25 protein-coding genes are annotated in these 19,527 nt (G+C 62.0%); 16 read left to right on the top strand and 9 right to left on the bottom strand.

The window, feature by feature from the left end; genetic code table 11:
• Positions 1-37: 37 nt before the first annotated feature.
• Genes JZ00_RS01825 through JZ00_RS01835 form a run of 3 tightly spaced genes read right to left on the bottom strand, consistent with a single transcriptional unit; the run spans position 38 to position 3,473 of the window.
• Complete coding sequence (locus JZ00_RS01825; RefSeq protein WP_039592974.1) at positions 38-1,276, bottom strand: CaiB/BaiF CoA transferase family protein; 1,239 nt, start codon at positions 1,274-1,276, stop codon at positions 38-40.
• Positions 1,273-2,190, bottom strand: a complete 918-nt coding sequence (locus JZ00_RS01830) for a hydroxymethylglutaryl-CoA lyase (RefSeq protein WP_039592973.1) — start codon at positions 2,188-2,190, stop codon at positions 1,273-1,275. The genes JZ00_RS01825 and JZ00_RS01830 overlap by 4 nt, the downstream gene beginning before the upstream one ends.
• Positions 2,187-3,473 carry a hydroxymethylglutaryl-CoA reductase, degradative gene (locus tag JZ00_RS01835; RefSeq protein WP_039592972.1) on the bottom strand — a complete coding sequence of 429 codons (1,287 nt, stop codon included), beginning with the start codon at positions 3,471-3,473 and terminating at the stop codon, positions 2,187-2,189. The genes JZ00_RS01830 and JZ00_RS01835 overlap by 4 nt, the downstream gene beginning before the upstream one ends.
• A 130-nt stretch (positions 3,474-3,603) precedes the next feature.
• On the opposite strand from JZ00_RS01835, the gene JZ00_RS01840 reads away from it, so the two are divergent.
• Positions 3,604-4,989 (top strand): aminotransferase-like domain-containing protein, encoded by a 1,386-nt coding sequence (locus tag JZ00_RS01840; RefSeq protein ID WP_039592971.1) that lies wholly within the window; start codon positions 3,604-3,606, stop codon positions 4,987-4,989.
• Positions 4,990-5,087: 98 nt separating this feature from the next.
• Here the strand turns inward: JZ00_RS01840 and galU are convergent, their stop codons facing one another.
• A complete protein-coding gene (galU, locus tag JZ00_RS01845) occupies positions 5,088-5,927 on the bottom strand; it encodes a UTP--glucose-1-phosphate uridylyltransferase GalU (protein ID WP_039592970.1) in 840 nt (279 codons plus the stop codon).
• 233 nt (positions 5,928-6,160) lie between these two features.
• Between galU and JZ00_RS01850 the strand changes: the two genes are divergently transcribed.
• Together JZ00_RS01850 and JZ00_RS01855 are read left to right on the top strand one after the other, a co-directional pair.
• Positions 6,161-6,376 carry a hypothetical protein gene (locus JZ00_RS01850; protein ID WP_039592969.1) on the top strand — a complete coding sequence of 72 codons (216 nt, stop codon included), beginning with the start codon at positions 6,161-6,163 and terminating at the stop codon, positions 6,374-6,376.
• A gap of 111 nt (positions 6,377-6,487) precedes the next feature.
• Positions 6,488-6,769, top strand: coding sequence for a hypothetical protein (locus JZ00_RS01855; RefSeq protein WP_039592968.1), 282 nt, complete (start codon positions 6,488-6,490; stop codon positions 6,767-6,769).
• A 45-nt stretch (positions 6,770-6,814) separates the two neighbouring features.
• Here the strand turns inward: JZ00_RS01855 and JZ00_RS01860 are convergent, their stop codons facing one another.
• Positions 6,815-7,045 (bottom strand): hypothetical protein, encoded by a 231-nt coding sequence (locus JZ00_RS01860; RefSeq protein ID WP_039592967.1) that lies wholly within the window; start codon positions 7,043-7,045, stop codon positions 6,815-6,817.
• 110 nt (positions 7,046-7,155) lie between these two features.
• A complete protein-coding gene (locus tag JZ00_RS01865) occupies positions 7,156-7,506 on the bottom strand; it encodes a hypothetical protein (RefSeq protein ID WP_039592966.1) in 351 nt (116 codons plus the stop codon).
• A 206-nt stretch (positions 7,507-7,712) separates the two neighbouring features.
• On the opposite strand from JZ00_RS01865, the gene JZ00_RS01870 reads away from it, so the two are divergent.
• The 5 genes from JZ00_RS01870 to ada all read left to right on the top strand — a co-directional run bounded on the left by JZ00_RS01870 (position 7,713) and on the right by ada (position 10,893).
• Positions 7,713-8,015, top strand: a complete 303-nt coding sequence (locus tag JZ00_RS01870) for a DUF1883 domain-containing protein (RefSeq protein WP_003182962.1) — start codon at positions 7,713-7,715, stop codon at positions 8,013-8,015.
• A 16-nt stretch (positions 8,016-8,031) separates the two neighbouring features.
• Positions 8,032-8,214, top strand: a complete 183-nt coding sequence (locus tag JZ00_RS31160) for a hypothetical protein (protein WP_412177654.1) — start codon at positions 8,032-8,034, stop codon at positions 8,212-8,214.
• A 131-nt stretch (positions 8,215-8,345) separates the two neighbouring features.
• Positions 8,346-9,065 carry a 2OG-Fe(II) oxygenase gene (locus JZ00_RS01875; RefSeq protein ID WP_039592965.1) on the top strand — a complete coding sequence of 240 codons (720 nt, stop codon included), beginning with the start codon at positions 8,346-8,348 and terminating at the stop codon, positions 9,063-9,065.
• On the top strand, positions 9,052-9,732 hold the full coding sequence (alkB, locus tag JZ00_RS01880; RefSeq protein WP_411829943.1) for a DNA oxidative demethylase AlkB: 681 nt from the start codon (positions 9,052-9,054) through the stop codon (positions 9,730-9,732). Before JZ00_RS01875 ends, alkB begins: the two co-directional genes overlap by 14 nt.
• Before the next feature lie 87 nt (positions 9,733-9,819).
• Positions 9,820-10,893: a bifunctional DNA-binding transcriptional regulator/O6-methylguanine-DNA methyltransferase Ada gene (ada, locus tag JZ00_RS01885; RefSeq protein ID WP_039592964.1), complete on the top strand. Its 1,074-nt coding sequence runs from the start codon at positions 9,820-9,822 to the stop codon at positions 10,891-10,893.
• Here ada and JZ00_RS01890 read toward each other — a convergent pair.
• Positions 10,857-11,345 (bottom strand): GyrI-like domain-containing protein, encoded by a 489-nt coding sequence (locus JZ00_RS01890; protein WP_039592963.1) that lies wholly within the window; start codon positions 11,343-11,345, stop codon positions 10,857-10,859. The genes ada and JZ00_RS01890 overlap by 37 nt on opposite strands.
• A 147-nt stretch (positions 11,346-11,492) precedes the next feature.
• On the opposite strand from JZ00_RS01890, the gene JZ00_RS01895 reads away from it, so the two are divergent.
• The 8 genes from JZ00_RS01895 (at position 11,493) to JZ00_RS01930 (ending at position 17,846) form a co-directional block, all read left to right on the top strand.
• Complete coding sequence (locus JZ00_RS01895; protein WP_039592962.1) at positions 11,493-12,554, top strand: NAD(P)H-dependent flavin oxidoreductase; 1,062 nt, start codon at positions 11,493-11,495, stop codon at positions 12,552-12,554.
• Between the two features lie 148 nt (positions 12,555-12,702).
• Positions 12,703-13,452 (top strand): molybdate ABC transporter substrate-binding protein, encoded by a 750-nt coding sequence (modA, locus tag JZ00_RS01900; protein ID WP_039592961.1) that lies wholly within the window; start codon positions 12,703-12,705, stop codon positions 13,450-13,452.
• Positions 13,452-14,132, top strand: coding sequence for a molybdate ABC transporter permease subunit (gene modB, locus JZ00_RS01905; protein WP_039592960.1), 681 nt, complete (start codon positions 13,452-13,454; stop codon positions 14,130-14,132). The genes modA and modB overlap by 1 nt, the downstream gene beginning before the upstream one ends.
• 3 nt (positions 14,133-14,135) lie before the next feature.
• Complete coding sequence (gene modC, locus JZ00_RS01910) at positions 14,136-15,215, top strand: molybdenum ABC transporter ATP-binding protein (RefSeq protein WP_039592959.1); 1,080 nt, start codon at positions 14,136-14,138, stop codon at positions 15,213-15,215.
• 207 nt (positions 15,216-15,422) lie between these two features.
• Positions 15,423-16,460 (top strand): DNA topoisomerase IB, encoded by a 1,038-nt coding sequence (locus tag JZ00_RS01915; protein ID WP_039592958.1) that lies wholly within the window; start codon positions 15,423-15,425, stop codon positions 16,458-16,460.
• Between the two features lie 135 nt (positions 16,461-16,595).
• The gene (locus JZ00_RS01920) at positions 16,596-17,159 is read left to right on the top strand and encodes an ATP-dependent Clp protease proteolytic subunit (protein WP_039592957.1); all 564 of its coding nucleotides are present in this window, start codon (positions 16,596-16,598) and stop codon (positions 17,157-17,159) included.
• Positions 17,160-17,379: 220 nt separating this feature from the next.
• Positions 17,380-17,559 (top strand): con-10 family general stress protein, encoded by a 180-nt coding sequence (locus tag JZ00_RS01925; RefSeq protein ID WP_003182983.1) that lies wholly within the window; start codon positions 17,380-17,382, stop codon positions 17,557-17,559.
• 62 nt (positions 17,560-17,621) lie between these two features.
• On the top strand, positions 17,622-17,846 hold the full coding sequence (locus tag JZ00_RS01930) for a hypothetical protein (protein ID WP_039592956.1): 225 nt from the start codon (positions 17,622-17,624) through the stop codon (positions 17,844-17,846).
• A gap of 175 nt (positions 17,847-18,021) precedes the next feature.
• On the opposite strand, the gene JZ00_RS01935 is transcribed toward JZ00_RS01930, so the two are convergent.
• Entirely contained in the window at positions 18,022-18,774 is a 753-nt protein-coding gene (locus JZ00_RS01935; RefSeq protein WP_039592955.1) for an OBAP family protein, read from the bottom strand.
• Between the two features lie 87 nt (positions 18,775-18,861).
• Positions 18,862-19,398 carry a DUF3087 family protein gene (locus tag JZ00_RS01940; RefSeq protein ID WP_039592954.1) on the bottom strand — a complete coding sequence of 179 codons (537 nt, stop codon included), beginning with the start codon at positions 19,396-19,398 and terminating at the stop codon, positions 18,862-18,864.
• Between the last annotated feature and the right edge of the window lie 129 nt (positions 19,399-19,527).

Consider the following 19,527-nt stretch of genomic DNA (forward strand, 5'->3'; position numbering starts at 1 on the left):
CCTCCCCACCCGACGGTCACACACATGCAAGCCGGCATCAAATGACACCTCGCAGCCGCAGATCGTCGTATTGCGCCTGGTCGAGCCCCAGCCACTGACGGTACACCTGCAGGTTATGCTGGCCGACGCCGGGTGCGCTGGCGCCTTTTTCCAGGGTGCCGCCGGACAGTTTCACCGGGTTGCCGAACACGTCGAACCGCGCCCCCTGATAATCCACCGTCACCACCATGTCGCGCTCGCGCAGGTGTGGGTCGGCGACCACTTCGTCCATGCTCTTGATTGGCGACAGCGGGAAGCGGTCGCCGGTCATGGCTTCCAGTTCGGCCTTGGTGCGGGCGGCGCACCAGCGCTCGACGGCGGGCTTGACTTTGCGCCGATAAGTGTCGGCATCGAAGCGCTTGGCCATAGTGTCGATTTCCGGGTCGGAGGCCAGGGCTTCATCGCCGAAGGTCCGGCAGGCTTCGCGCCAGAACTTGTCGGTGTAGGCGCCGAAGAACACGAAGCCGTCCTTGCAGGCGTAGCGCCCGTAAGGCCTCACGAACGGATGGCCGTTACCCTCCGGCTGCACCACCTTGCCGGTCTCGGTGTAAGTCACCAGGGCGTTTTCGGTCAGGGAGACGATCGAATCCTGCTGCGACACGTCCACCAGTTGGCCAAGGCCCGTGCGCTCGGCTTCGCGAAGCGCCCCCAGCGTGCCGATCGCGGCATACAACGCCGCTGACAGGTCGCCCAACACGGTGCCGACGCGCATCGGCTCCTCCACCGTGCCGTTCATCGACCACAATCCACCGCTGGCCTGGGCACTGCTATCGAAGGCCGGGCGCAACGAGTTGGGCCCGTGCTGGCCGAAGCCGCTGATGGCGGTGAATACCAGCGCCGGGTTGATCTCCTTGAGCACCTTGTACCCCAGGCCGAGCTTATCCATGGTGCCGGGTCGGAAGTTCTCGATCACGATATCGGCCTTACGCACCATCGCCAGGAACGTGGCCTTGCCGTCGGCTTGCTTGAGGTCCAGGCCCACCGCCATCTTGTTGCGATTGAACTGGGCGAAAAAACCGCTCAGCGGCTCGCTGGAGGTACGGCTCATGGGCGGGAACTCCCGCGTCAGGTCGGGATCGCCCGGGTTTTCGATCTTGATAACCGTGGCCCCCATGTCCGCCAGCAGCATGGCGCAATAAGGCCCGGCCACAACCCGCGTCAGGTCCAGCACGGTCACTCCCTTGAGGGGCCCTGTGGCCTTGCTGAGGTTCGCCAGCGTTTCAGTGAGCAGCTTCATGGGATCTCCAATTGATTGTGCTTGTGGAGCAGGGCCTTGGCGACTCGCGAGCCGGTAGGACGGTGCAAGGCCTGGTCGACAAAGGCGCCGGCTTCAATCAGCCGCGCCAGATCAATGCCCGTGGACAGGCCCAGGCCATGGAACAGATACACCAGTTCTTCACTGGCGACATTGCCGGTAGCTCCCGGAGAATACGGACAGCCGCCCAGGCCCGAGACCGAACTGTCGAACACCCTGACGCCAGCCTCGAGCGCGGCATGCACATTGGCCACGGCCATGCCGTAGGTGTCATGGAAATGCGCAGCCAGCGCCGTGAGCGGCACTTCGGCGACACAGGCCTTGATCAACCGCGCCGTTTGGCCCGGCGTGCCAGTACCGATCGTGTCGCCAAGACTGATTTCGTAGCAGCCCATTTCGTGTAGGGCCCGCGCGACCTCGACGACCCGGGCCGTTGGCACCTGGCCAGTGAACGGGCAACCCATCACGCAGGAGACGTAGCCGCGCACCGCCACACCCGCCTCCCGGGCCCTGGCCAGTACCGACTGGAAGCGCTCCAGGCTCTGGGCGATGGAGCAATTGATGTTGCGTTGCGAGAATGCCTCGGACGCCGCTGCGAATACCGCCACCTCGCGGCAGCCGACCGCCAGCGCCCGCTCCAGCCCCTCAAGGTTGGGCACCAGCGCGGTGTACGTTACCCCAGGCCGCGGCGTGAGCCGACGCAGCACCTCATCGGAGCCGGCCATCTGCGGCACCCAGCGCGGCGAGACGAAAGCGCCGGACTCAATCGTGCGCAAACCGGCCGCGGCCAGCCGCTCCAGCAACAGCACGCGGGTCTCGACGGGCAGGCTGCGAGCCTCGTTCTGCAGGCCGTCCCGGGCGCCAACCTCCACCAGCCTGACGCTGTCCATGCTCATTGTCCGCGCTTTTCGCGCAGCAGGGCTTCGGCACGGTCGGCCCGTACGTCCCGCGCCTCGACCATGCGCTTGACCAACCACTCCAATTCCTCGCCGCGGGCGCCGGCGGACAGCGCGATGTTGCGCGCATGCAGCGCCATGTGTCCGCGCTGGATGCCCTCGGTGGCCAGGGCTCGCAGGGCGCCGAGGTTCTGGGCCAGGCCGACGGCCACGGCAACTTCCGCCAGTTCCTGGGCGGTCTTGACGCCGAGGATGCGCAACGACAGTTGCGCCAGCGGATGTGTCTTGGTCGCGCCGCCCACCAGGCCCAGGGGCATCGGCATTTCGAGGGTGCCCACCAGGTGGCCGGCGCTGTCCTTTTCCCAGGTGGTCAGGGAACCGTAGTGGCCGCTGCGACAGGCGTATGCATGGGCTCCCGCTTCCACCGCACGCCAATCGTTTCCGGTGGCGACCACCAGCGGGTCGATGCCATTCATGATGCCCTTGTTGTGAGTCGCCGCGCGGTAAGGGTCGATGGCCGCGAACGTGTACGCATCGATGATGCCATCGATCACGTCCGCGCCACTGTACTGGGCGGTGTCCAACTGCTCCGGGGCGATGCGCAACTGGGCACGGGCCAGGCGCAGGTCCGCCAGATTGGACAGGATGCGCAGGCGCACCTTACCGCCCGTGATCTCTTCCATCAGCGGCGCCACGGCTTCAGCCATGGTGTTCACGGTATTGGCGCCCATGGCGTCGCGCACGTCGACGATCAGGTGCGCCACCAGCATCGAGCCACGAGGGCTGTCGGCAAAAGTGTGGACCTCAAGGTCGCGGCAACCGCCGCCCAGCTTGTTGAGCAACTGGTCCTTGCTATTGGCCAGCGCCATGATTTGCTCTTTGCTGCGCAACAGGCTCAGCCGTGCATTGAAGGGATCGGACACACCGATGATCTGCACCTGGGCGCGCATCAGCGGCGCGCTGCTGGAAGTCTGGAAGCCACCGGCCGGGCGGGTCAGTTTGGCCATGAACGAAGCGGCTGCGACAATCGAGGGTTCCTCGACCACCAAGGGAATCAACAGGTCGCGACCATTGATGCGGAAGTTGCTGGCGATGGCATAAGGCAGCTCGAACTTGCCAATGACGTTCTCGATCATGCCATCGGCGATTTCCAGCGGCAGCGCACCCGCGTCACGCAACAGCGCGGCGTCATCAGCACTCAGGTCCAATAGCTGGCGGATGTGTTCGAGGCGTTCGGAGGGGGAAAGATTGCGGAAATCGGGCAAGCGGGAATCGATCGACATCAAGGGCTCCTCGGGGAGTCATTTGTTATTGGATGCCGACAAATTGCCCCATGTGTAGCCTTGAAAGAAGGTACAGTTTTGCCGAACAGTTCGCCCTCTGTACCCCTATCCGGATTCGACAGGAGCCTTTATGGCGCGCCAGACCCTCGCACAGCAGGTCGCTGCAGCCATCACGCAGCAGATCACCGACGGAGCGCTGAGGGCTGGCGAAAAACTGCCTTCCCTGCGCGAATACATGCGCCTGCACGGACACTCGAAAAACACCGTGATTACCGCCTATGAGCATCTGGCAGCGGAAGGCCTGGTGGAGGCGCGTCATGGCCAGGGCTTTTTCGTGATCAAGCGGGTGGCAACCGTCGCCGAGGAAGACGAAGCCCTGCCCTACAACCGCGCCCTGGACACCATCTGGATGATGCGCCAGCAATTCGTCCGCGACCCAGGACACTCGCATTTGGGCGAGGGCTTCCCGCCGGTGGAATGGCTGATGGACATGCGCCTGGACAAATTCCATCGCCAGGTGGTGCGGGCCGGTGTCACCACGCTATTTCGCTACGGCACGCGGCTGGGCAACTCGGGCCTGCGGGCGCGGCTGGTGCAGAAGCTCGCCGGCTATAATATCGCGGTCTCGACCCGGCAATTGGTTACCACCCTGGGGGCCAACCACGGCATGGACCTGATCATCCGGCGCTATGTGATGCCGGGCGACCCGGTGCTGGTAGAAGACCCCGGTTATTACCCCTTGTTCGGCAAACTCCAGTTGCAAGGCGCACGAATGCTCGGCGTGCGACGCGAACCCGACGGACCGGACCTGGAGGCCCTCGAACAACTGATCAAGGCGCACCGGCCCAAGCTGTTTTTCCTCCAGTCCATCGGCCACAACCCCACCGGCTCGGACCTCTCCCCGGCCAAGGCCCACCAACTGCTGCGCATCGCAGAAACCCATGACCTGCTGCTGGTGGAAAACGACGCCATGGCTGATTTCAAACCCAGCTCGGCGATGAAGCTCTCGGCCCTGGACCAGTTGCAGCGCACACTGTACCTGGGCAGTTTTTCCAAGTCGGTGTCGGCGGCGCTACGGGTGGGTTTTATCGCCGGCAGCAAGCAGCGAATAGAGGAACTGGCCGACATCAAGATGGTGCTGCACAACAGCGGGGCCGAATACAGTGAACGAACTATTGACGTGATCCTCGGTGAAGGTCACTTCCTGCGGCACCTGTCGCGCCTGCAGGACCGCCTGCGCCTGGCCACGGCCCGAGGGCTGGCGTTGCTCGACGAACTGGGTGCCGAGGTGTTCTGCCGGCCGGAACAGAGCCTGTACCTCTGGGCGCGGTTTCCCGGCGTGGAGGACTCCAATGCGCTGACTCGCCATTGCCTGGGCCAGGGCGTCATGCTCGCGCCGGGGGCAATCTTTTCCACCCAGCCGAAGAACATCGTGCCCTGGACCCGGCTCAACGTGGCCTACCTGGACGATCCCTTGTTCGGCAATGTCATCCGGCAGATGCAGCAAAAGGCATGATGCCGGGCATCGCCGGCACAGGCTAGCCTCCGATTGTTTTGCAAAAAAAAGCCCCGAACCAGTCGGGGCGTTTTTCAAGGTGTGACGCCGGCAGGCTATCAGTAAGCCTTGCCGGTCTTGTAGAAGTTCTCGAAGCAGAAGTTGGTCGCGTCGATGTAGCCTTCGGCGCCACCGCAGTCGAAACGCTTGCCCTTGAACTTGTAGGCCATTACGCAGCCGTTCTGGGCCTGTTTCATCAGGGCGTCGGTGATCTGGATTTCACCGCCCTTGCCTGGCTCGGTCTGTTCGATCAGGTCGAAGATGTCCGGGGTCAGGATGTAGCGGCCGATGATAGCCAGGTTCGACGGCGCGTCTTCAGGCTTTGGTTTCTCGACCATGCTGTGAACGCGGTAGATGTCTTCGCGGATCATTTCGCCGGCGATGACACCGTACTTGTTGGTTTCCTGCGGATCCACTTCCTGGATCGCCACGATGGAGCAACGGAACTGCTTGTACAGCTTGACCATCTGGGTCAGTACGCCGTCGCCTTCCAGGTTGACGCACAAGTCGTCCGCCAGGACCACGGCAAACGGCTCGTCGCCGATCAGCGGGCGGCCGGTCAGGATCGCGTGGCCCAGGCCTTTCATTTCGGTCTGGCGGGTGTAGGAGAACGAGCACTCGTCCAGCAGTTTGCGGATGCCGACCAGGTATTTTTCCTTGTCGGTGCCCTTGATCTGGTTTTCCAACTCGTAGCTGATGTCGAAATGGTCTTCCAGGGCGCGCTTGCCACGGCCGGTGACGATGGAAATTTCCGTCAGGCCCGCATCCAGGGCTTCTTCGACGCCGTACTGGATCAGTGGCTTGTTCACCACCGGCAGCATTTCCTTGGGCATGGCTTTAGTCGCTGGCAGGAAGCGAGTACCGTAACCGGCTGCAGGGAACAAGCATTTCTTGATCATATAAGTCCTTGAAAAGGCGGTGTGTACAAGTTTCGGCGCAGTCTAATCAGCCGGCAGGCACCTTACAATGCCTGCGCTGGCCAACCGATGCCATCATAGAGAAATAAACCGGGCGATAGTTCAATCGCCTTTCGCTTCGATGGTTCCAGCGGTCCCCACTGTACGCCCATCGACGCTGTTTGCGAGCATTTGGCGTATCATGGCCGCCTTGATCCCGCCAACGAGGCAGTTAGATGTCGGCAACACAGAACGCAAACGGTTATTCGGTCAGCCAGGACAAGGACGGCCAATGGTGGATTATCAACTACCATGGCGAGCAGGTCGCCGGCCCCTTGCCCACCAAGACGATGGCGGTGGAAGTCGCCGCGGTATTCCAGGACGAGCGCTCTGCACCAGCGCCACGGGAACGCGAACAGGCTCCGGCACGCAATAATCGCCGCAAGAAATAATCAGCCGGCCCCACCCGAGCCCTGCTGCTCGGAGAGGGCCGCTGGTTTAGCTGTACCGGAATGGCCATTCGCTATAATCTCGCGCCATTCCTCCCCTCACGATGACTCCTCATGAAGACATTCCTGGCGCTGTTTGCAGTCCTGGCCTTGGCAGGCTGTGCCTCGGCTGAAAAGACCTACCTGAACAACGGCGAACAAGGCCTGGCCATCGACTGTTCAGGCGAGGCCAATTCCTGGGCGGCTTGTTATGAGAAAGCGGATGCGTCCTGTGCCGGTACCGGTTACCGCATCGTCGGTACTGACGGCACACCACAGGCCAACGACAGCGAGAAGACCCTCGGTGTCGACGTAGGAAACTTCACCAGCCGCAGCGTCGTAGTCGTCTGCAAATAGACCCAGTGTCCTGTTTCGCAACTACGTTTCTTTTTTGGCGAGTGGCTAGATGTGGATCTCGGCGAACTTGATGCCCAGACTGCGCAGGGTCTCGATCAGGTCGTCGAGGCGCTCGAAGGATTCGACTTCGTCCTGATCGTCCACGAGGAAGAAACTGCGCCCGGCGCTTTTCTTGAAGAAGACGATCCATTCTCCCGTGCTCGCGGGGTTCTGGATCACATGAGTGGCCAGGATCAGCCCCTCTGCGTGGCGCTCGTGCACCTGTTCGCGTTTCATCGACCGGACTCCATGAATGACAATGCCGCCAACGGCGACCGTGGCGGCATTTTTGTATCGAAGGCGGCAGTCTAACCGATGCGTGGCCTGTCCGTCAGGGCGAGCCCCGCTTAACCGGAGATGCAGGCATTGGCCGCGTCCTGCACATCGCCAGGACGCACGGGTACGTTGGACAGGCTCTCATGCAGCTTGATGCTGCTGCCGCTGGAGCGCTCCTCGATATCGAACACCGCCGCCGGAAGCGCCGACAGCTTGCCGGGGACGATCACCCGGACGCCATTCTTTTGCGGCTCCATTTGCAACTGGCCGCGGCTCTCCAGCAGATTGTCGGCAACACACTTGGCGTACTCGTGAGGTTTTTTCCCGGAGATGACGCTCATGGTGGGCGGCGTCTGGTTGATGTCCGATACCGATGCACATCCACCCAAGGCCAAGGCCAATACCCACACGCTGCGCTTCATATGATTCCTCCGATAAAGACCCTCCGACAATGCGAATGTCGTTTTTCTCCAACGCCCTTCCATTTTTTATCCGCAAAGGCCGGATAAATGAAAGACGCAGAGGATCGGGGCCGGATATTAACTCACGGTGCTGATAAACTGCGCGCCATTATCATTGCTTCATCTTACTGTCTTGATTTGCAAGAAATGCCCTTCTGGAGGCGCCCATGAAATTCATCCACCAGCGCGAGCACCTCAACGAAGACGATATCGTCGTGATCGAATGCTCCCAAATGTGCAACATCCGTTTGATGAACGACGCCAATTTCCGTAGTTTCAAGAACGGTGGCCGGCACACCTACCACGGCGGCGCATTCGACACGTTCCCCGCAAGGATCACCGCCCCCAGCACCGGTTTCTGGAACATCACCATCGACACCGTCAACCGTCGCGCCATCAGCGTCACCCGCAAGCCGACCCTGACCCACAAGATCAAGATCATCCGGCGCTCCAGCTCTAAGCTGAGCTGAGCGACCCTTGCCCAAGATAGGTAATACCGTGGCTCCGACGACCAAATTCGTTATCAAGTACAAACTCAACGGTGAACGCCGCTTCGAGTTCGCGCAACTGCAAACCGGCACTGATCAAGAAGCCATGGCCACGCTGAAAAAGCTGCATGGCGACACGGGTGATGAGATCACCGAGCTCAAGGTCAGCAAGGCACTCTGAAGCCTGCCAGCAGCTTCCTGTGGCGAGGGAGCTTGCTCCCTCGCCACAAAAGCGCTTCACACCGCAAGAATCGGGGTGCCTGCACCGCGGCATTCTTCAGACTGACCAGTCCTTCCAACAGGATTGCAATCATGTCCACTACGTCCTCCCTGACCCAACACCTCGCCGACCTCGACTGGCCCACCCTGGCGGAAAACCTCGACCAGGACGGCTGCGCGATCATTCGCAACCTGCTGCCGGCGGCGCAATGCCAACAGTTGAGCGGCTTGTACGCCGAGCCCGGGCTTTTTCGTTCGCGGGTAATAATGGCGCGCCATGGATTCGGTCGCGGCCAGTATCAGTATTTTGCCTATCCACTGCCTGACGTTGTCCAGCAACTGCGCCAGTCGCTTTATCCGATGCTGGTTGCGGTGGCTAACCGCTGGAACGATTGCATGGGCCTGGCCCCACGTTTTCCCGACAAACACGCCGACTTCATTCGCCGCTGTCACGCCGCCGGGCAGCAACGTCCCACCCCGTTGCTCCTGCAGTACGAGCCCGAGGACTACAACTGCCTGCACCAGGATCTTTACGGCGAGCACGTATTCCCGTTGCAGGTGGCAATCCTGCTGTCGGCACCGGGCGAGGATTTTACCGGGGGCGAGTTTGTCCTTACCGAGCAGCGCCCACGCATGCAATCGCGGCCCCAGGTCGTCGACTTGAAACAAGGCGATGCCTTGGTATTTGCCGTACACCAGCGGCCGGTCAAGGGCGTTCGAGGTTATTATCGAGTCAACTTGCGCCACGGCGTCAGCCGCGTGCACAGCGGCCGCCGGCATACACTCGGGATCATTTTTCATGATGCGCAATGACGACACGCCCATCACCTTCGACCTGTTCGCCGACCAGGCGCCCACCACGCCCGGCCAGGTCGAACAGATCGGCCAGCAGTCCTTCGTGCTGCGCGGGTTTGCCCTGCCCTGGCTCGACCGTTTGCTGCCAGCGCTGGAAAGCGTCCTGCAGGCGGCACCGTTCCGGCAGATGGTCACGCCCGGCGGTTTCACCATGTCGGTGGCCTTGACCAGTTGTGGCGCGCTCGGCTGGACCACCGACCGCAGCGGCTATCGCTACACCGCCCATGATCCGCAGACCGGCCACCCCTGGCCCGACATGCCGGCGGTGTTTCGCGAGCTGGCCCGTACTGCTGCCCGGCAGGCGGGGTTCGAGCACTTCGAGCCCGATGCCTGCCTTATCAACCGCTACGTGCCCGGCGCACGCATGTCGCTGCACCAGGACAAGAACGAACGTTCCCTGACAGCCCCCGTGGTTTCACTCTCCCTTGGCCTGCCGGCGACATTCCAGTTCGGCGGGTTCGAGCGCAGCGACAAAAGCCAGCGCGTCCCGTTATTCCACGGCGACATCGCGGTCTGGGGTGGCGTGGACCGGTTGCGCTACCACGGTGTGCTGCCGCTCAAGCCGGGCGAGCATCCACACCTGGGCGCCCAGCGCATCAACCTGACGTTCCGCATGGCGGGATAAAGGCGCAGAATTCAACCGCAAGACCCGGAGTGTCGTCAGCTGGATGGCTCGCTAATCTAGCCAAAACGGGCCAATGGAATAACGACCATGAACAGCACTTCGAATACCCTCGCCCCTGATCAGGACCCTCGCTGGGCCGCCGTGCTCGCACGGGATGCGCGCGCCGACGGGCAATTTGTCTATGGCGTGAAGACCACCGGCATCTATTGCCACCCCAGCAGCCTGTCGCGCCTGCCGAACCCGCGCAATGTCGAATTCTTCGACACGCCGGAACAGGCTCAGGCGGCCGGCTACCGCCCCAGCAGACGCCTGGCGAGGGACCAGACCCAGATCGCCGCGCAACAAGCCGCGCGGGTCGCGGCCGCCTGCCGCCAGATCGAGGCGGCCGACGACCTGCCAGGCCTGAATGACCTCGCGAAGACGGCAGGCTTGAGCCCCTTTCATTTCCACCGAGTCTTCAAATCCGTCACCGGCCTGACCCCAAAGGCCTATGCCGCCGCCCATCGCTCGCGCAAAGTGCGCGAACGCCTGGCCGACGCCGGCTCAGTCACCGAAGCGCTGTACGACGCAGGTTTCAATTCCAACAGCCGCTTCTATGAAGCCGCCGACAAAGTCCTTGGTATGAAACCCGCGGACTACCGGGCCGCCGGGCAAAACACCGACATTCGCTTTGCCGTCGGCCAGTGCTCCCTCGGGGCGATCCTGGTGGCGCAAAGCGAGCGTGGCGTGTGCGCGATCCTGCTGGGGGACGATCCGGACGCACTGGTGCGCGAGCTGCAAGATAAATTCCGCCGCGCCAACCTCATCGGCGCCGACCGGGAATTCGAACAATTGATCGCCCAAGTGGTGGGGTTCATCGAAGCGCCGGCCCTGGGCCTGGACTTGCCGCTGGACCTGCGCGGCACGGCGTTCCAGGAGCGGGTCTGGCAGGCCCTGCGGGAAATTCCACCTGGCAGCACCGCCAGCTATGCCGAGATTGCCCAGCGCATCGGTTTGCCGAAAGCGGTTCGCGCCGTGGCCCAGGCCTGCGGCGCCAACAGCCTCGCCGTGGCGATCCCCTGCCACCGCGTGGTACGCAGCGACGGCAACTTGTCGGGTTATCGCTGGGGCGTGGAGCGCAAGCGTCAATTGCTGGCGCTGGAACGCTCGCCTGAGGATTGAATGCCGATATAGATCGCCACCGAATCAGGCGCGTTGTACACCTCGAAATCAGTGGTGAACCGGCGCACGGTCTGCGGATTATCGGCGAAATAGGCCCAGATCAGCCCCCAGGCCTGGATCACGCAATCGGGCATTTCACCCTTGGCCGAGAACACCAGGTAATCCCCGCCCTCGATGTCCACGGCGGGGTAGCCTGCGCTCGTGGCATCGACCTGCACCCCCGCCGTCACGTCGAAATAGCCGGTGGCATCAGACTCGTAGCCGGAATACACCCCGTAGACGAACGAATCTGACTGACGCGCCGGGATCCGGTCGAACAGCCCTTCGGTGAAGAACTGCTGCCACATCGGGCCGATTTTCGCGGTCTCGCCCTGCTGCTCGTCGGCGTTACGGGTGTGCACCTGCAATCCGGCAACCGTGAAGGGGTCGACAGTCCTGAGTCTCATGTCCATGGGTCGGGCTCCTTGATGGTGAAGTCCGCATCGTACCGATCCTTGCGTCGGGATCAACCCGGGCATCGATTGAAAAACTCGACTGGCCCTGGCCGGGTCACACCTGCTAAAAACAGCGTTTCCTTCTGCCGTCGGAGACACCCGGACATGAGTCAGTGGCCAGACACCCGCATTCTCGACCTGCTCGGCATTGAGCATCCCATCATCCAGGGGCCGCTGGCTGGCGTGACCGGTCCGGCGATGGTAGTCGCCACGTCCAATGCCGGTGGGATGGGCTCGATGCCTGCGGCGATGCTGGATGTGGCGCAACTGCGCCAGGCGCTGACCGACATTGCCGAACAGACCGACAAGCCGTTCAGCGTGAATTTTTTCAGCCATCAACCGCCGGTTTTTGATGAGCAGCGGGCCGAAGCCTGGAAACAACGACTCAAGCCTTATTACGAAGAACTGGGCGTGGATTTCGACGCGCCGACGCCAGTGTCCAATCGCACGCCATTCGACGATGCGGCCTGTCGCGTGCTGGAAGAACTGCGGCCCAAGGTGGTCAGCTTCCACTTCGGCCTGCCGGAAAAGTCGTTGCTGGATCGGGTCAAGGCCACCGGCGCGAAAATCCTCTCGTCGGCCACCACCGTCGAGGAAGCCATCTGGCTCGAACAGCACGGCTGCGACGCGATCATCGCCATGGGTTATGAAGCCGGCGGTCATCGCGGGATGTTCCTCAGTGAAGACCTCAACACTCAAGTGGGCCTGTTCGCCCTGCTGCCGCAGATCGTGGACGCAGTGAAGGTGCCGGTGATCGCCACCGGCGGTATCGGTGATGCGCGGGGAATCGTCGCCGCGTTTGCCCTGGGCGCGTCGGCGGTGCAACTGGGCAGTGCCTATCTGTTCACGCCCGAGGCGAAGATCAGCGCGTCCCATCATCGGGCGTTGCGCACGGCCAAGGAAAGCCAGACGGCGGTCACCAACCTGTTTACCGGTCGCCCGGCCCGAGGGATCGTCAACCGCGTGATGCGCGAAGTCGGCCCGATGAGCCCGCTCGCCCCGGCATTCCCTCTGGCGGGCGGAGCATTGATGCCCCTTCGCGCGAAGGACGAAGCTGACTTCTCCAATCTCTGGGCCGGCCAGGCGTTTCCCATGGGGCGTGAGTTGCCCAGTGGCGAGCTGACGCGGCGTCTGGCTGAGGAGGCGCTGGCTCGGTTCAAGGGCTGACTTGGGCGCCTGCTGGCGAAGGCGGCCGCTCGGTCAACGTCACCTGTACAGGCTCTCTGCCAACGCTGACAAAACGCCGCGTTCCGTTTGTCAGCGGTTCGCTATATATTCCGCTATATAGCGAACCCGCCCCCACGGAACCTTGCCCATGCGCCCCATCCATTTCGCCCCGCTCCTGGCTGCCTGTCTTTATGCCAACGCTGCCCAAGCCGATGAGGTGCAAGTCGCCGTCGCTTCCAATTTCACCGCGCCGATCCAGGCCATCGCCGCCGGTTTCGAGAAGGACACCGGGCACAAACTGATCGCCGCATACGGCGCGACCGGGCAGTTCTACACCCAGATCAAGAACGGCGCGCCGTTCGAAGTGTTCCTGGCCGCTGACGACACAACCCCGGCCCGACTGGAAAACGAAGGCGATGCCGTCAAAGGTTCGCGCTTCACCTATGCCGTCGGCACGCTGGCGTTATGGTCGGCCAAGGACGATTACGTTGACGGCAAGGGCCAGGTCCTGCGAAAAAACGCGTTCCAGCACCTGTCCATCGCGAACCCGAAAACCGCGCCCTATGGCCTCGCCTCCACCCAGGTCTTGGCTGAAATGGGGCTCACCGGGCAGGTCAAGGCCAAGATCGTCGAAGGCCAGAACATCACCCAGGCCTATCAGTTCGTTTCCACCGGCAATGCCGAGCTCGGCTTCGTCGCCCTGTCCCAGGTATTCAAGGACGGCAAGCTGGCAAGCGGTTCGGCGTGGATTGTTCCGGCCGAACTGCACGACCCGATCAAGCAGGACGCCGTGATCCTCGGCAAGGGCCGGGACAACCCCGCCGCCCGGGCGCTGATGGACTATCTGAAGAGCCCGAAAGCCGCCGCCATCATCCAAGCCTACGGTTACAAACCCTGATGCCGCTGACCGATGCCGACTACGCCGCCATCTGGCTGACCCTGAAACTGGCGTCGCTGACCACGGTGATCCTGCTGCTCATCGGCACGCCCATTGCCCTGTGGCTGTCGCGCACCCAGTCGCGGCTTCGCGGCCCGGTGGGCGCGGTGGTGGCCCTGCCGTTGGTGCTTCCGCCCACCGTGATCGGCTTTTATCTGCTGCTGGCATTGGGCCCCAACGGTTGGATTGGCCAGGTCACCCAGGCGCTCGGGCTTGGCACCCTCACCTTCAGCTTTACCGGGTTGGTGATTGGCTCGGTGATCTATTCGATGCCGTTTGTGGTGCAGCCGCTGCAAAACGCCTTTTCCGCGATCGGCAGCCGTCCACTGGAAGTCGCCGCCACCCTGCGGGCCGGGCCGTGGGACACCTTCTTCAGCGTCATCCTGCCCTTGGCCCGACCCGGCTTCATCACCGCCGCGATCCTCGGCTTCGCCCACACCGTCGGCGAATTTGGCGTGGTGCTGATGATCGGCGGCAACATCCCCGAGAAGACCCGGGTGGTGTCGGTGCAGATCTACGACCATGTCGAAGCCCTTGAATACACCCAGGCCCATTGGCTGGCGGCGGCGATGCTGGTGTTTTCTTTCCTGGTGCTACTGGCGCTGTACTCCAGCCGCCGTACCCGCGCCGGTTGGAGCTGATCGATGATCCAGGCGAGATTTCAACTCGAGCGTGGCGATTTTTCCATGGACCTGGATCTGCAATTGCCTGGCCGTGGGGTGACAGCGCTGTACGGCGAATCCGGCTCCGGCAAGACCACCTGCCTGCGCTGCATCGCCGGACTGGACCGGCCGACGCTGGGCTTCGTCGAGGTCAATGGCGAGGTGTGGCAAGACAGCGAACGTGGGGTTTTCGTGCCGCCTCACCAGCGAGCGCTGGGATACGTTTTCCAGGAGGCGAGCCTGTTCGATCACTTGTCGGTACGCGACAACCTCTTGTTCGGCCTCAAGCGCGTTGCCGCGGCGCAACGGCGCGTGGACATCAACCACGCGACAGGACTGCTGGGCATCGGCCACCTGCTCGACCGGCCACCGCACAACCTCTCCGGCGGCGAGCGCCAGCGCGTCGGCATCGCCCGCGCCTTGCTGACCAGCCCGCGCCTGTTGCTGATGGATGAGCCTTTGGCGGCCCTCGATACGCGACGCAAGAATGAGATCCTGCCTTACCTGCAACGGCTCCACGATGAACTGGACATCCCGGTGTTGTACGTCAGCCATTCCCAGGACGAAGTGGCGCGCCTGGCCGATCACATCGTACTGCTGGAGGCCGGGCGTGCCTTGGCCAGCGGGCCGATCGGCGAGACCCTGGCCCGGCTCGACCTGCCATTGGCCATGGGCGATGACGCGGGCGTGGTGATCCAGGGCAAAGTCGTCGGTTACGACCCGGACTATCAGTTGCTCACCCTGGCCCTGCCCGACAGCCAGCTCAACGTGCGGGTCACCCACACGCCCCTGGCTGTCGGGCAGCCGCTGCGTTTCAAGGTCCAGGCCCGGGACGTCAGCCTGAGCCTGGCAAACGATGCGCAGACCAGCATCCTCAATCGGTTGCCGGTGACGGTCGTCAGCGAACTGGCCAGTGACAACGCCGCCCATGTGCTGATCCGCCTGGAAGCCACCGGCACACCGCTGCTGGCGCGAATCACCCGGTATTCACGCGACCAGTTGAAGCTGCATCCCGGGCAAGTGTTGTGGGCGCAGATCAAGGCTGTGGCGGTGTTGGCGTAGCCTTTCTGCGCAAAGAAGATCCCTGTGGTAGCGAGCCTGCTCGCGAAGACGGCGAGCCAGTTTCCAATAATAGGACGGTGTCTAAAGCGTTCGCGAGCAGTCTCGCCCCACAAGGTCGATTGGGTGAGATGAGAATCTCGGCACGACCGCAACGGCCAGCGGTCAATGAATTCACAGGCCAACTGAATTCATTGCCAAGGATCCACCATGCCCGACACCCCGCTGCCCGATGCGCTCCCGGCCGACTTGCATTACGTCGATGACACGGCGCCGGGCATCACCCGCAGGAAACTGCGGGGCAAATTCTGCTATTTCGATCCCTCGGGCGAGCGCATCACTGACGCAGCCGAAATCCAGCGCATCAATGCCTTGGCCGTTCCGCCGGCCTACACGGATGTCTGGATCTGCACCGACCCGCGGGGCCATCTGCAGGCCACCGGCCGCGATGCCCGTGGGCGCAAGCAGTACCGTTATCATCCGCGCTGGCGCGAAGTGCGCGATGCCGACAAGTATTCGCGCATGCTGGAATTCGGCCGCACCCTGCCCCGGTTACGCAAGCGCCTGGAGGAGATCCTCGCCACCCCCGGCTTCAGCCGCGACAAAGTCATGGCAACGGTCATCACCTTGCTCGACGTGACCCTGATCCGCGTCGGCAATACCCAATACGCCCGGGACAACCGCTCCTACGGCCTGACCACGTTGCGCAACAAGCATGTCGCGGTCAACGGCAGCGCCATCGCGTTCCAGTTCCGCGGCAAGAGCGGCATCGAACACCAGATCACCGTCAAGGACCGGCGCCTGGCGCGGATCGTCAAGCGTTGCCAGGAGATCCCCGGGCAGAACCTGTTCCAGTACCTGGACGAAAACGGCGAGCGTCACGCCATCACGTCTTCGGATATCAACGCCTACCTCAAGACGCTCACCGGTGCCGATTTCACCGCCAAGGACTACCGCACCTGGGCGGGCAGCGCGGCCGCCCTGGACGGACTGCGCACACTGCAATGGGAAACCGAAACCGAGGCCAAGCGGCACGTGGCCGAGATGGTCAGACAGGTCGCCCGGCAGTTGGGCAACACCCCTGCCGTCTGTCGCAAATGCTACATCCACCCGGCCGTGGTGGAAGGCTTCATGCGCGGTGTGCTGCATGAGCTGCCCAAGCCCCGGGTGCGCAAAGGCCTCAGTCCGCAAGAAGCCGCACTGACGATGTTCCTGCAACGCATGGCCCAGGCCGTCGAAGCCTGTTGACCGAAGCGATCGATTCGTTGCCGGACTCGATAAGCGTGTTACGGAAGTGGAACATCCGACAGCCGGCGGACTCCCAACTGTACAGAGCCGCCGAACCGCAGACTCGTCAACGCGTGACGTCGAGAGGAGTTTCAGATGTCCGAACACATCGTCCATTTCCATTGCCAGATCGATCAGGGAACCACCGAGCGCTTCCGGGACAACTGTCTGGAGGCCATTGAAAAAGGCGCCGACTCGCTGATGCTCAACCTCTCTACGGTCGGCGGTAGCACCAACTTCGGATTCACCCTCTACACCTTCATCAAGTCACTCCCCGTGCCAGTGCGCGCCGTGAACGCCGGCAACATCGAGTCGATGGGCATCGTCATGTACCTGGCCGCCAGCGACCGCACCACCACGCCCCACTCGCGCTTCCTGATCCACCCGATGAATTGGTATTTCGGCCAGAAGTCGGTGGACCACTCGCGCTTGCGCGAATACCTGTCCAGTCTGGATAACGACGTGGCGCGGTACGTGGAAATCTACGTCAAGGAAACCGCCGGCGCCGCCACGCAGCTGGACATCTTCAAATGCCTTTGCGCCGAGGAGAGGGTGATCCCAGCGGAAAACTCGCTGGCCTTCGGCATAGCGCATCGGGTTGAACAGGTGGTGTTTGCGCCTGAAGCCAAGCATTGGAAAGTGAGCGGCGGGGAAGACTGAAATTCGATGGATAAATACCATTTGCCGCGACTTACTTAATTAACAAAATCGATGCTGTATAAGTTCAAGCGAAACGGTTGTATAGGTTTCGCCATGGACTTATATAAATATCGACCGTTCGTCGCCAGCGAAACGTTTTTTCTAAACTTCCTTCTGCCGTTTTCTTTCACAGTATTGCGAGGCACGTTTTACTCGCTTAACCAAAATGAGGATTCTCGAAATGGCTAATAGCGGAAACAAAAACCCAGGCAACTTCGCAAACGACCGTGAGAAAGCATCCGAAGCCGGCAAGAAAGGCGGACACGCTTCCGGCGGCAACTTCGCAAATGACCGGGAGAAAGCTTCTGAAGCTGGCCGCAAAGGTGGCGAACGCAGCCACGGCGGCGGCAGGAAGTCGTAACCCGGAGAATCGTTGGGGCGCAGCTCTGCTGCGTCCCGGCGCTTGAACTGTCGAGGTAGCGAATGAGCCAGGATCGATTCATTGTCAGTTTCATCGCCGACGGTCAACCCGATAGCCGGGTGCTGGCGGGTGACACCGAGACGCTGAGCCCCGAAGAAGCCGAGGCACTCTTGAGGGTGACCTTCACTGAACTTAAGAGCCTCAAGATCAGTGACGTGCAAGTTCAGAAAAGAACTAAGCCAAACGAAACGGAACATGATGTTCCGGGGCATTTCAAACAGCCGTAATTCGTTTTACCCCCCTTATTTCCGCTCCCTGCCCCTCCGTGGCGAGGGAGCTTGCGCCCGCTGGGCTGCGCAGCCGCCCTAACTACTTATATATTTCCAAGTTGATAGCCCTGGGGTTGCTCCGCAACCCAGCGCAAGCAAGCTCCGTCGCCACAAAAGCATCTTTGAAACTACTTTAATGGGCATGCCCCGTCGGATCCTTGATCTGCCACACCTGCCCTTTCTGCCAGGCATCCGCGCCAGGGTCGATTACCGGCGCGTTGATCGATTCGCGGGCATGTTTCTTCGCTTCGCTGTCGATGCCCATCCGCCGGTCGCGCTCGCCCACCAACTGCGAATCGATCTGGCCATCGGCAGTGAAGCCCATCATCAGTTGCGGTACACCATAGGGCAGCGCGTTGCCTTGCTCGGTGTGCCAGGTATGCCAGGTCTTGCCGTAGGTGCTGACCAGGTTTTTCATCAAGCGCGTCTCCGCCACTTCGGGGATGCCTGGCGCGACCAGTTGGCCTGACTTCACTTCATGTACATGGCTGTGCCACAGCTGCTTTTCGGCGGCAGGCAAGCCTTCGAACAAGCGCTTGCTGATGATGTATTCCACGCCCATCAGTTTGGCCTTGGCAGTATTGGCATCGTAGATGGCGCACTGGAACACCTCTTCGTTGAGGGCCGTGCAGTAGTGATGCGCTTCCATTTGCCCGGACATTCGCCCGTTGTAGAAATGGAAGCCATCAAGATAGGTATCCAACGCTTGCAACGGGGGTTTGTTCTGCATGATCCCGGCCCCCGCTTCCAGTGTCGCGGTGGTCGGGGTTTTCGCGGCGCCTGGCGCATCCACCGGCGACTGGCTGTTATCGCCCGCGCAACCTGCCAATCCGACCGTAGCCGCGCAGAGCATGGCCCAGGTTCCCTGAACGATCTTTCCAGTCATCTCGACTCTCCTTCCCATGACTGTTCATGAGAAAGGCGTCCCGGCACCTGGGTTTTATTTTTTACCCAAGGCAACCGATGAGTGGCGTTATCGGCGCTCGCTGTAGGCCTGTTTCACCGTGTCGATCCAGGCCGTGTCCAGACGCGATTGGTCAGGGGCCAGGCCCAGCGCCTGCATCGTTTCCAGATGTTCGTCGGCCTCGCGAATCAACGAGGCGTGGTCGCTGGAGTTGGCGTCCAGCAGGTGCATCTGGGCCAGGCCCAAGTGATAAAACCGCAGCAGCTTCATGGCCGCCGGATCCTGGGCCTGTACACCGGCTTTCACCTGGTGCATCACGTTGGTGATGCTCATCAGGCTGCGCTTGAGCTGCCAACCGTACACTGCCGCCGCCATCCACGGCTGGGACCAGAAATACCCGCGCATCAGCCCGGCCATGACCAATACGGCAGCGAAAACGCCCCCGACATTGAAGCGTAAATTATCGCCCCCCGGCGTACCGAACAGCATTACGGCCAGACTGGACAGCAGCATCGCCAGCGCCAAGAACACCACGGCCACGATGAGCGTGCTGCGGCGGGTCTGTTGCCGATACTCGGCGGCGTCCCACGGTTTGATCTCGAACATCGCGTCGCAATTTCCTTGTGTGGCGTGAAAAGACTCGCGCATTATCGCCTGCCCGGTCGATTTAGCTATGCTGGGGCCCATTTTGTGTTGCAACCGACCCGACGGATCCGGATCAAAGTCCATGGCGAT

The sequence above is a fragment of the Pseudomonas frederiksbergensis genome (assembly GCF_000802155.2).
Lineage (GTDB): Bacteria > Pseudomonadota > Gammaproteobacteria > Pseudomonadales > Pseudomonadaceae > Aquipseudomonas > Aquipseudomonas frederiksbergensis_A.

What these genes read in the sequence shown, in the direction of transcription:
- JZ00_RS01825 (WP_039592974.1), bottom strand. Translation starts at nt 1,276, where the DNA reads ATGAAGCTGCTCACTGAAACGCTGGCGAACCTCAGCAAGGCCACAGGG.
- JZ00_RS01830 (WP_039592973.1), bottom strand. Translation starts at nt 2,190, where the DNA reads ATGAGCATGGACAGCGTCAGGCTGGTGGAGGTTGGCGCCCGGGACGGC.
- JZ00_RS01835 (WP_039592972.1), bottom strand. Translation starts at nt 3,473, where the DNA reads ATGTCGATCGATTCCCGCTTGCCCGATTTCCGCAATCTTTCCCCCTCC.
- JZ00_RS01840 (WP_039592971.1), top strand. Translation starts at nt 3,604, where the DNA reads ATGGCGCGCCAGACCCTCGCACAGCAGGTCGCTGCAGCCATCACGCAG.
- galU (WP_039592970.1), bottom strand. Translation starts at nt 5,927, where the DNA reads ATGATCAAGAAATGCTTGTTCCCTGCAGCCGGTTACGGTACTCGCTTC.
- JZ00_RS01850 (WP_039592969.1), top strand. Translation starts at nt 6,161, where the DNA reads ATGTCGGCAACACAGAACGCAAACGGTTATTCGGTCAGCCAGGACAAG.
- JZ00_RS01855 (WP_039592968.1), top strand. Translation starts at nt 6,488, where the DNA reads ATGAAGACATTCCTGGCGCTGTTTGCAGTCCTGGCCTTGGCAGGCTGT.
- JZ00_RS01860 (WP_039592967.1), bottom strand. Translation starts at nt 7,045, where the DNA reads ATGAAACGCGAACAGGTGCACGAGCGCCACGCAGAGGGGCTGATCCTG.
- JZ00_RS01865 (WP_039592966.1), bottom strand. Translation starts at nt 7,506, where the DNA reads ATGAAGCGCAGCGTGTGGGTATTGGCCTTGGCCTTGGGTGGATGTGCA.
- JZ00_RS01870 (WP_003182962.1), top strand. Translation starts at nt 7,713, where the DNA reads ATGAAATTCATCCACCAGCGCGAGCACCTCAACGAAGACGATATCGTC.
- JZ00_RS01875 (WP_039592965.1), top strand. Translation starts at nt 8,346, where the DNA reads ATGTCCACTACGTCCTCCCTGACCCAACACCTCGCCGACCTCGACTGG.
- alkB (WP_411829943.1), top strand. Translation starts at nt 9,052, where the DNA reads ATGATGCGCAATGACGACACGCCCATCACCTTCGACCTGTTCGCCGAC.
- ada (WP_039592964.1), top strand. Translation starts at nt 9,820, where the DNA reads ATGAACAGCACTTCGAATACCCTCGCCCCTGATCAGGACCCTCGCTGG.
- JZ00_RS01890 (WP_039592963.1), bottom strand. Translation starts at nt 11,345, where the DNA reads ATGGACATGAGACTCAGGACTGTCGACCCCTTCACGGTTGCCGGATTG.
- JZ00_RS01895 (WP_039592962.1), top strand. Translation starts at nt 11,493, where the DNA reads ATGAGTCAGTGGCCAGACACCCGCATTCTCGACCTGCTCGGCATTGAG.
- modA (WP_039592961.1), top strand. Translation starts at nt 12,703, where the DNA reads ATGCGCCCCATCCATTTCGCCCCGCTCCTGGCTGCCTGTCTTTATGCC.
- modB (WP_039592960.1), top strand. Translation starts at nt 13,452, where the DNA reads ATGCCGCTGACCGATGCCGACTACGCCGCCATCTGGCTGACCCTGAAA.
- modC (WP_039592959.1), top strand. Translation starts at nt 14,136, where the DNA reads ATGATCCAGGCGAGATTTCAACTCGAGCGTGGCGATTTTTCCATGGAC.
- JZ00_RS01915 (WP_039592958.1), top strand. Translation starts at nt 15,423, where the DNA reads ATGCCCGACACCCCGCTGCCCGATGCGCTCCCGGCCGACTTGCATTAC.
- JZ00_RS01920 (WP_039592957.1), top strand. Translation starts at nt 16,596, where the DNA reads ATGTCCGAACACATCGTCCATTTCCATTGCCAGATCGATCAGGGAACC.
- JZ00_RS01925 (WP_003182983.1), top strand. Translation starts at nt 17,380, where the DNA reads ATGGCTAATAGCGGAAACAAAAACCCAGGCAACTTCGCAAACGACCGT.
- JZ00_RS01930 (WP_039592956.1), top strand. Translation starts at nt 17,622, where the DNA reads ATGAGCCAGGATCGATTCATTGTCAGTTTCATCGCCGACGGTCAACCC.
- JZ00_RS01935 (WP_039592955.1), bottom strand. Translation starts at nt 18,774, where the DNA reads ATGACTGGAAAGATCGTTCAGGGAACCTGGGCCATGCTCTGCGCGGCT.
- JZ00_RS01940 (WP_039592954.1), bottom strand. Translation starts at nt 19,398, where the DNA reads ATGTTCGAGATCAAACCGTGGGACGCCGCCGAGTATCGGCAACAGACC.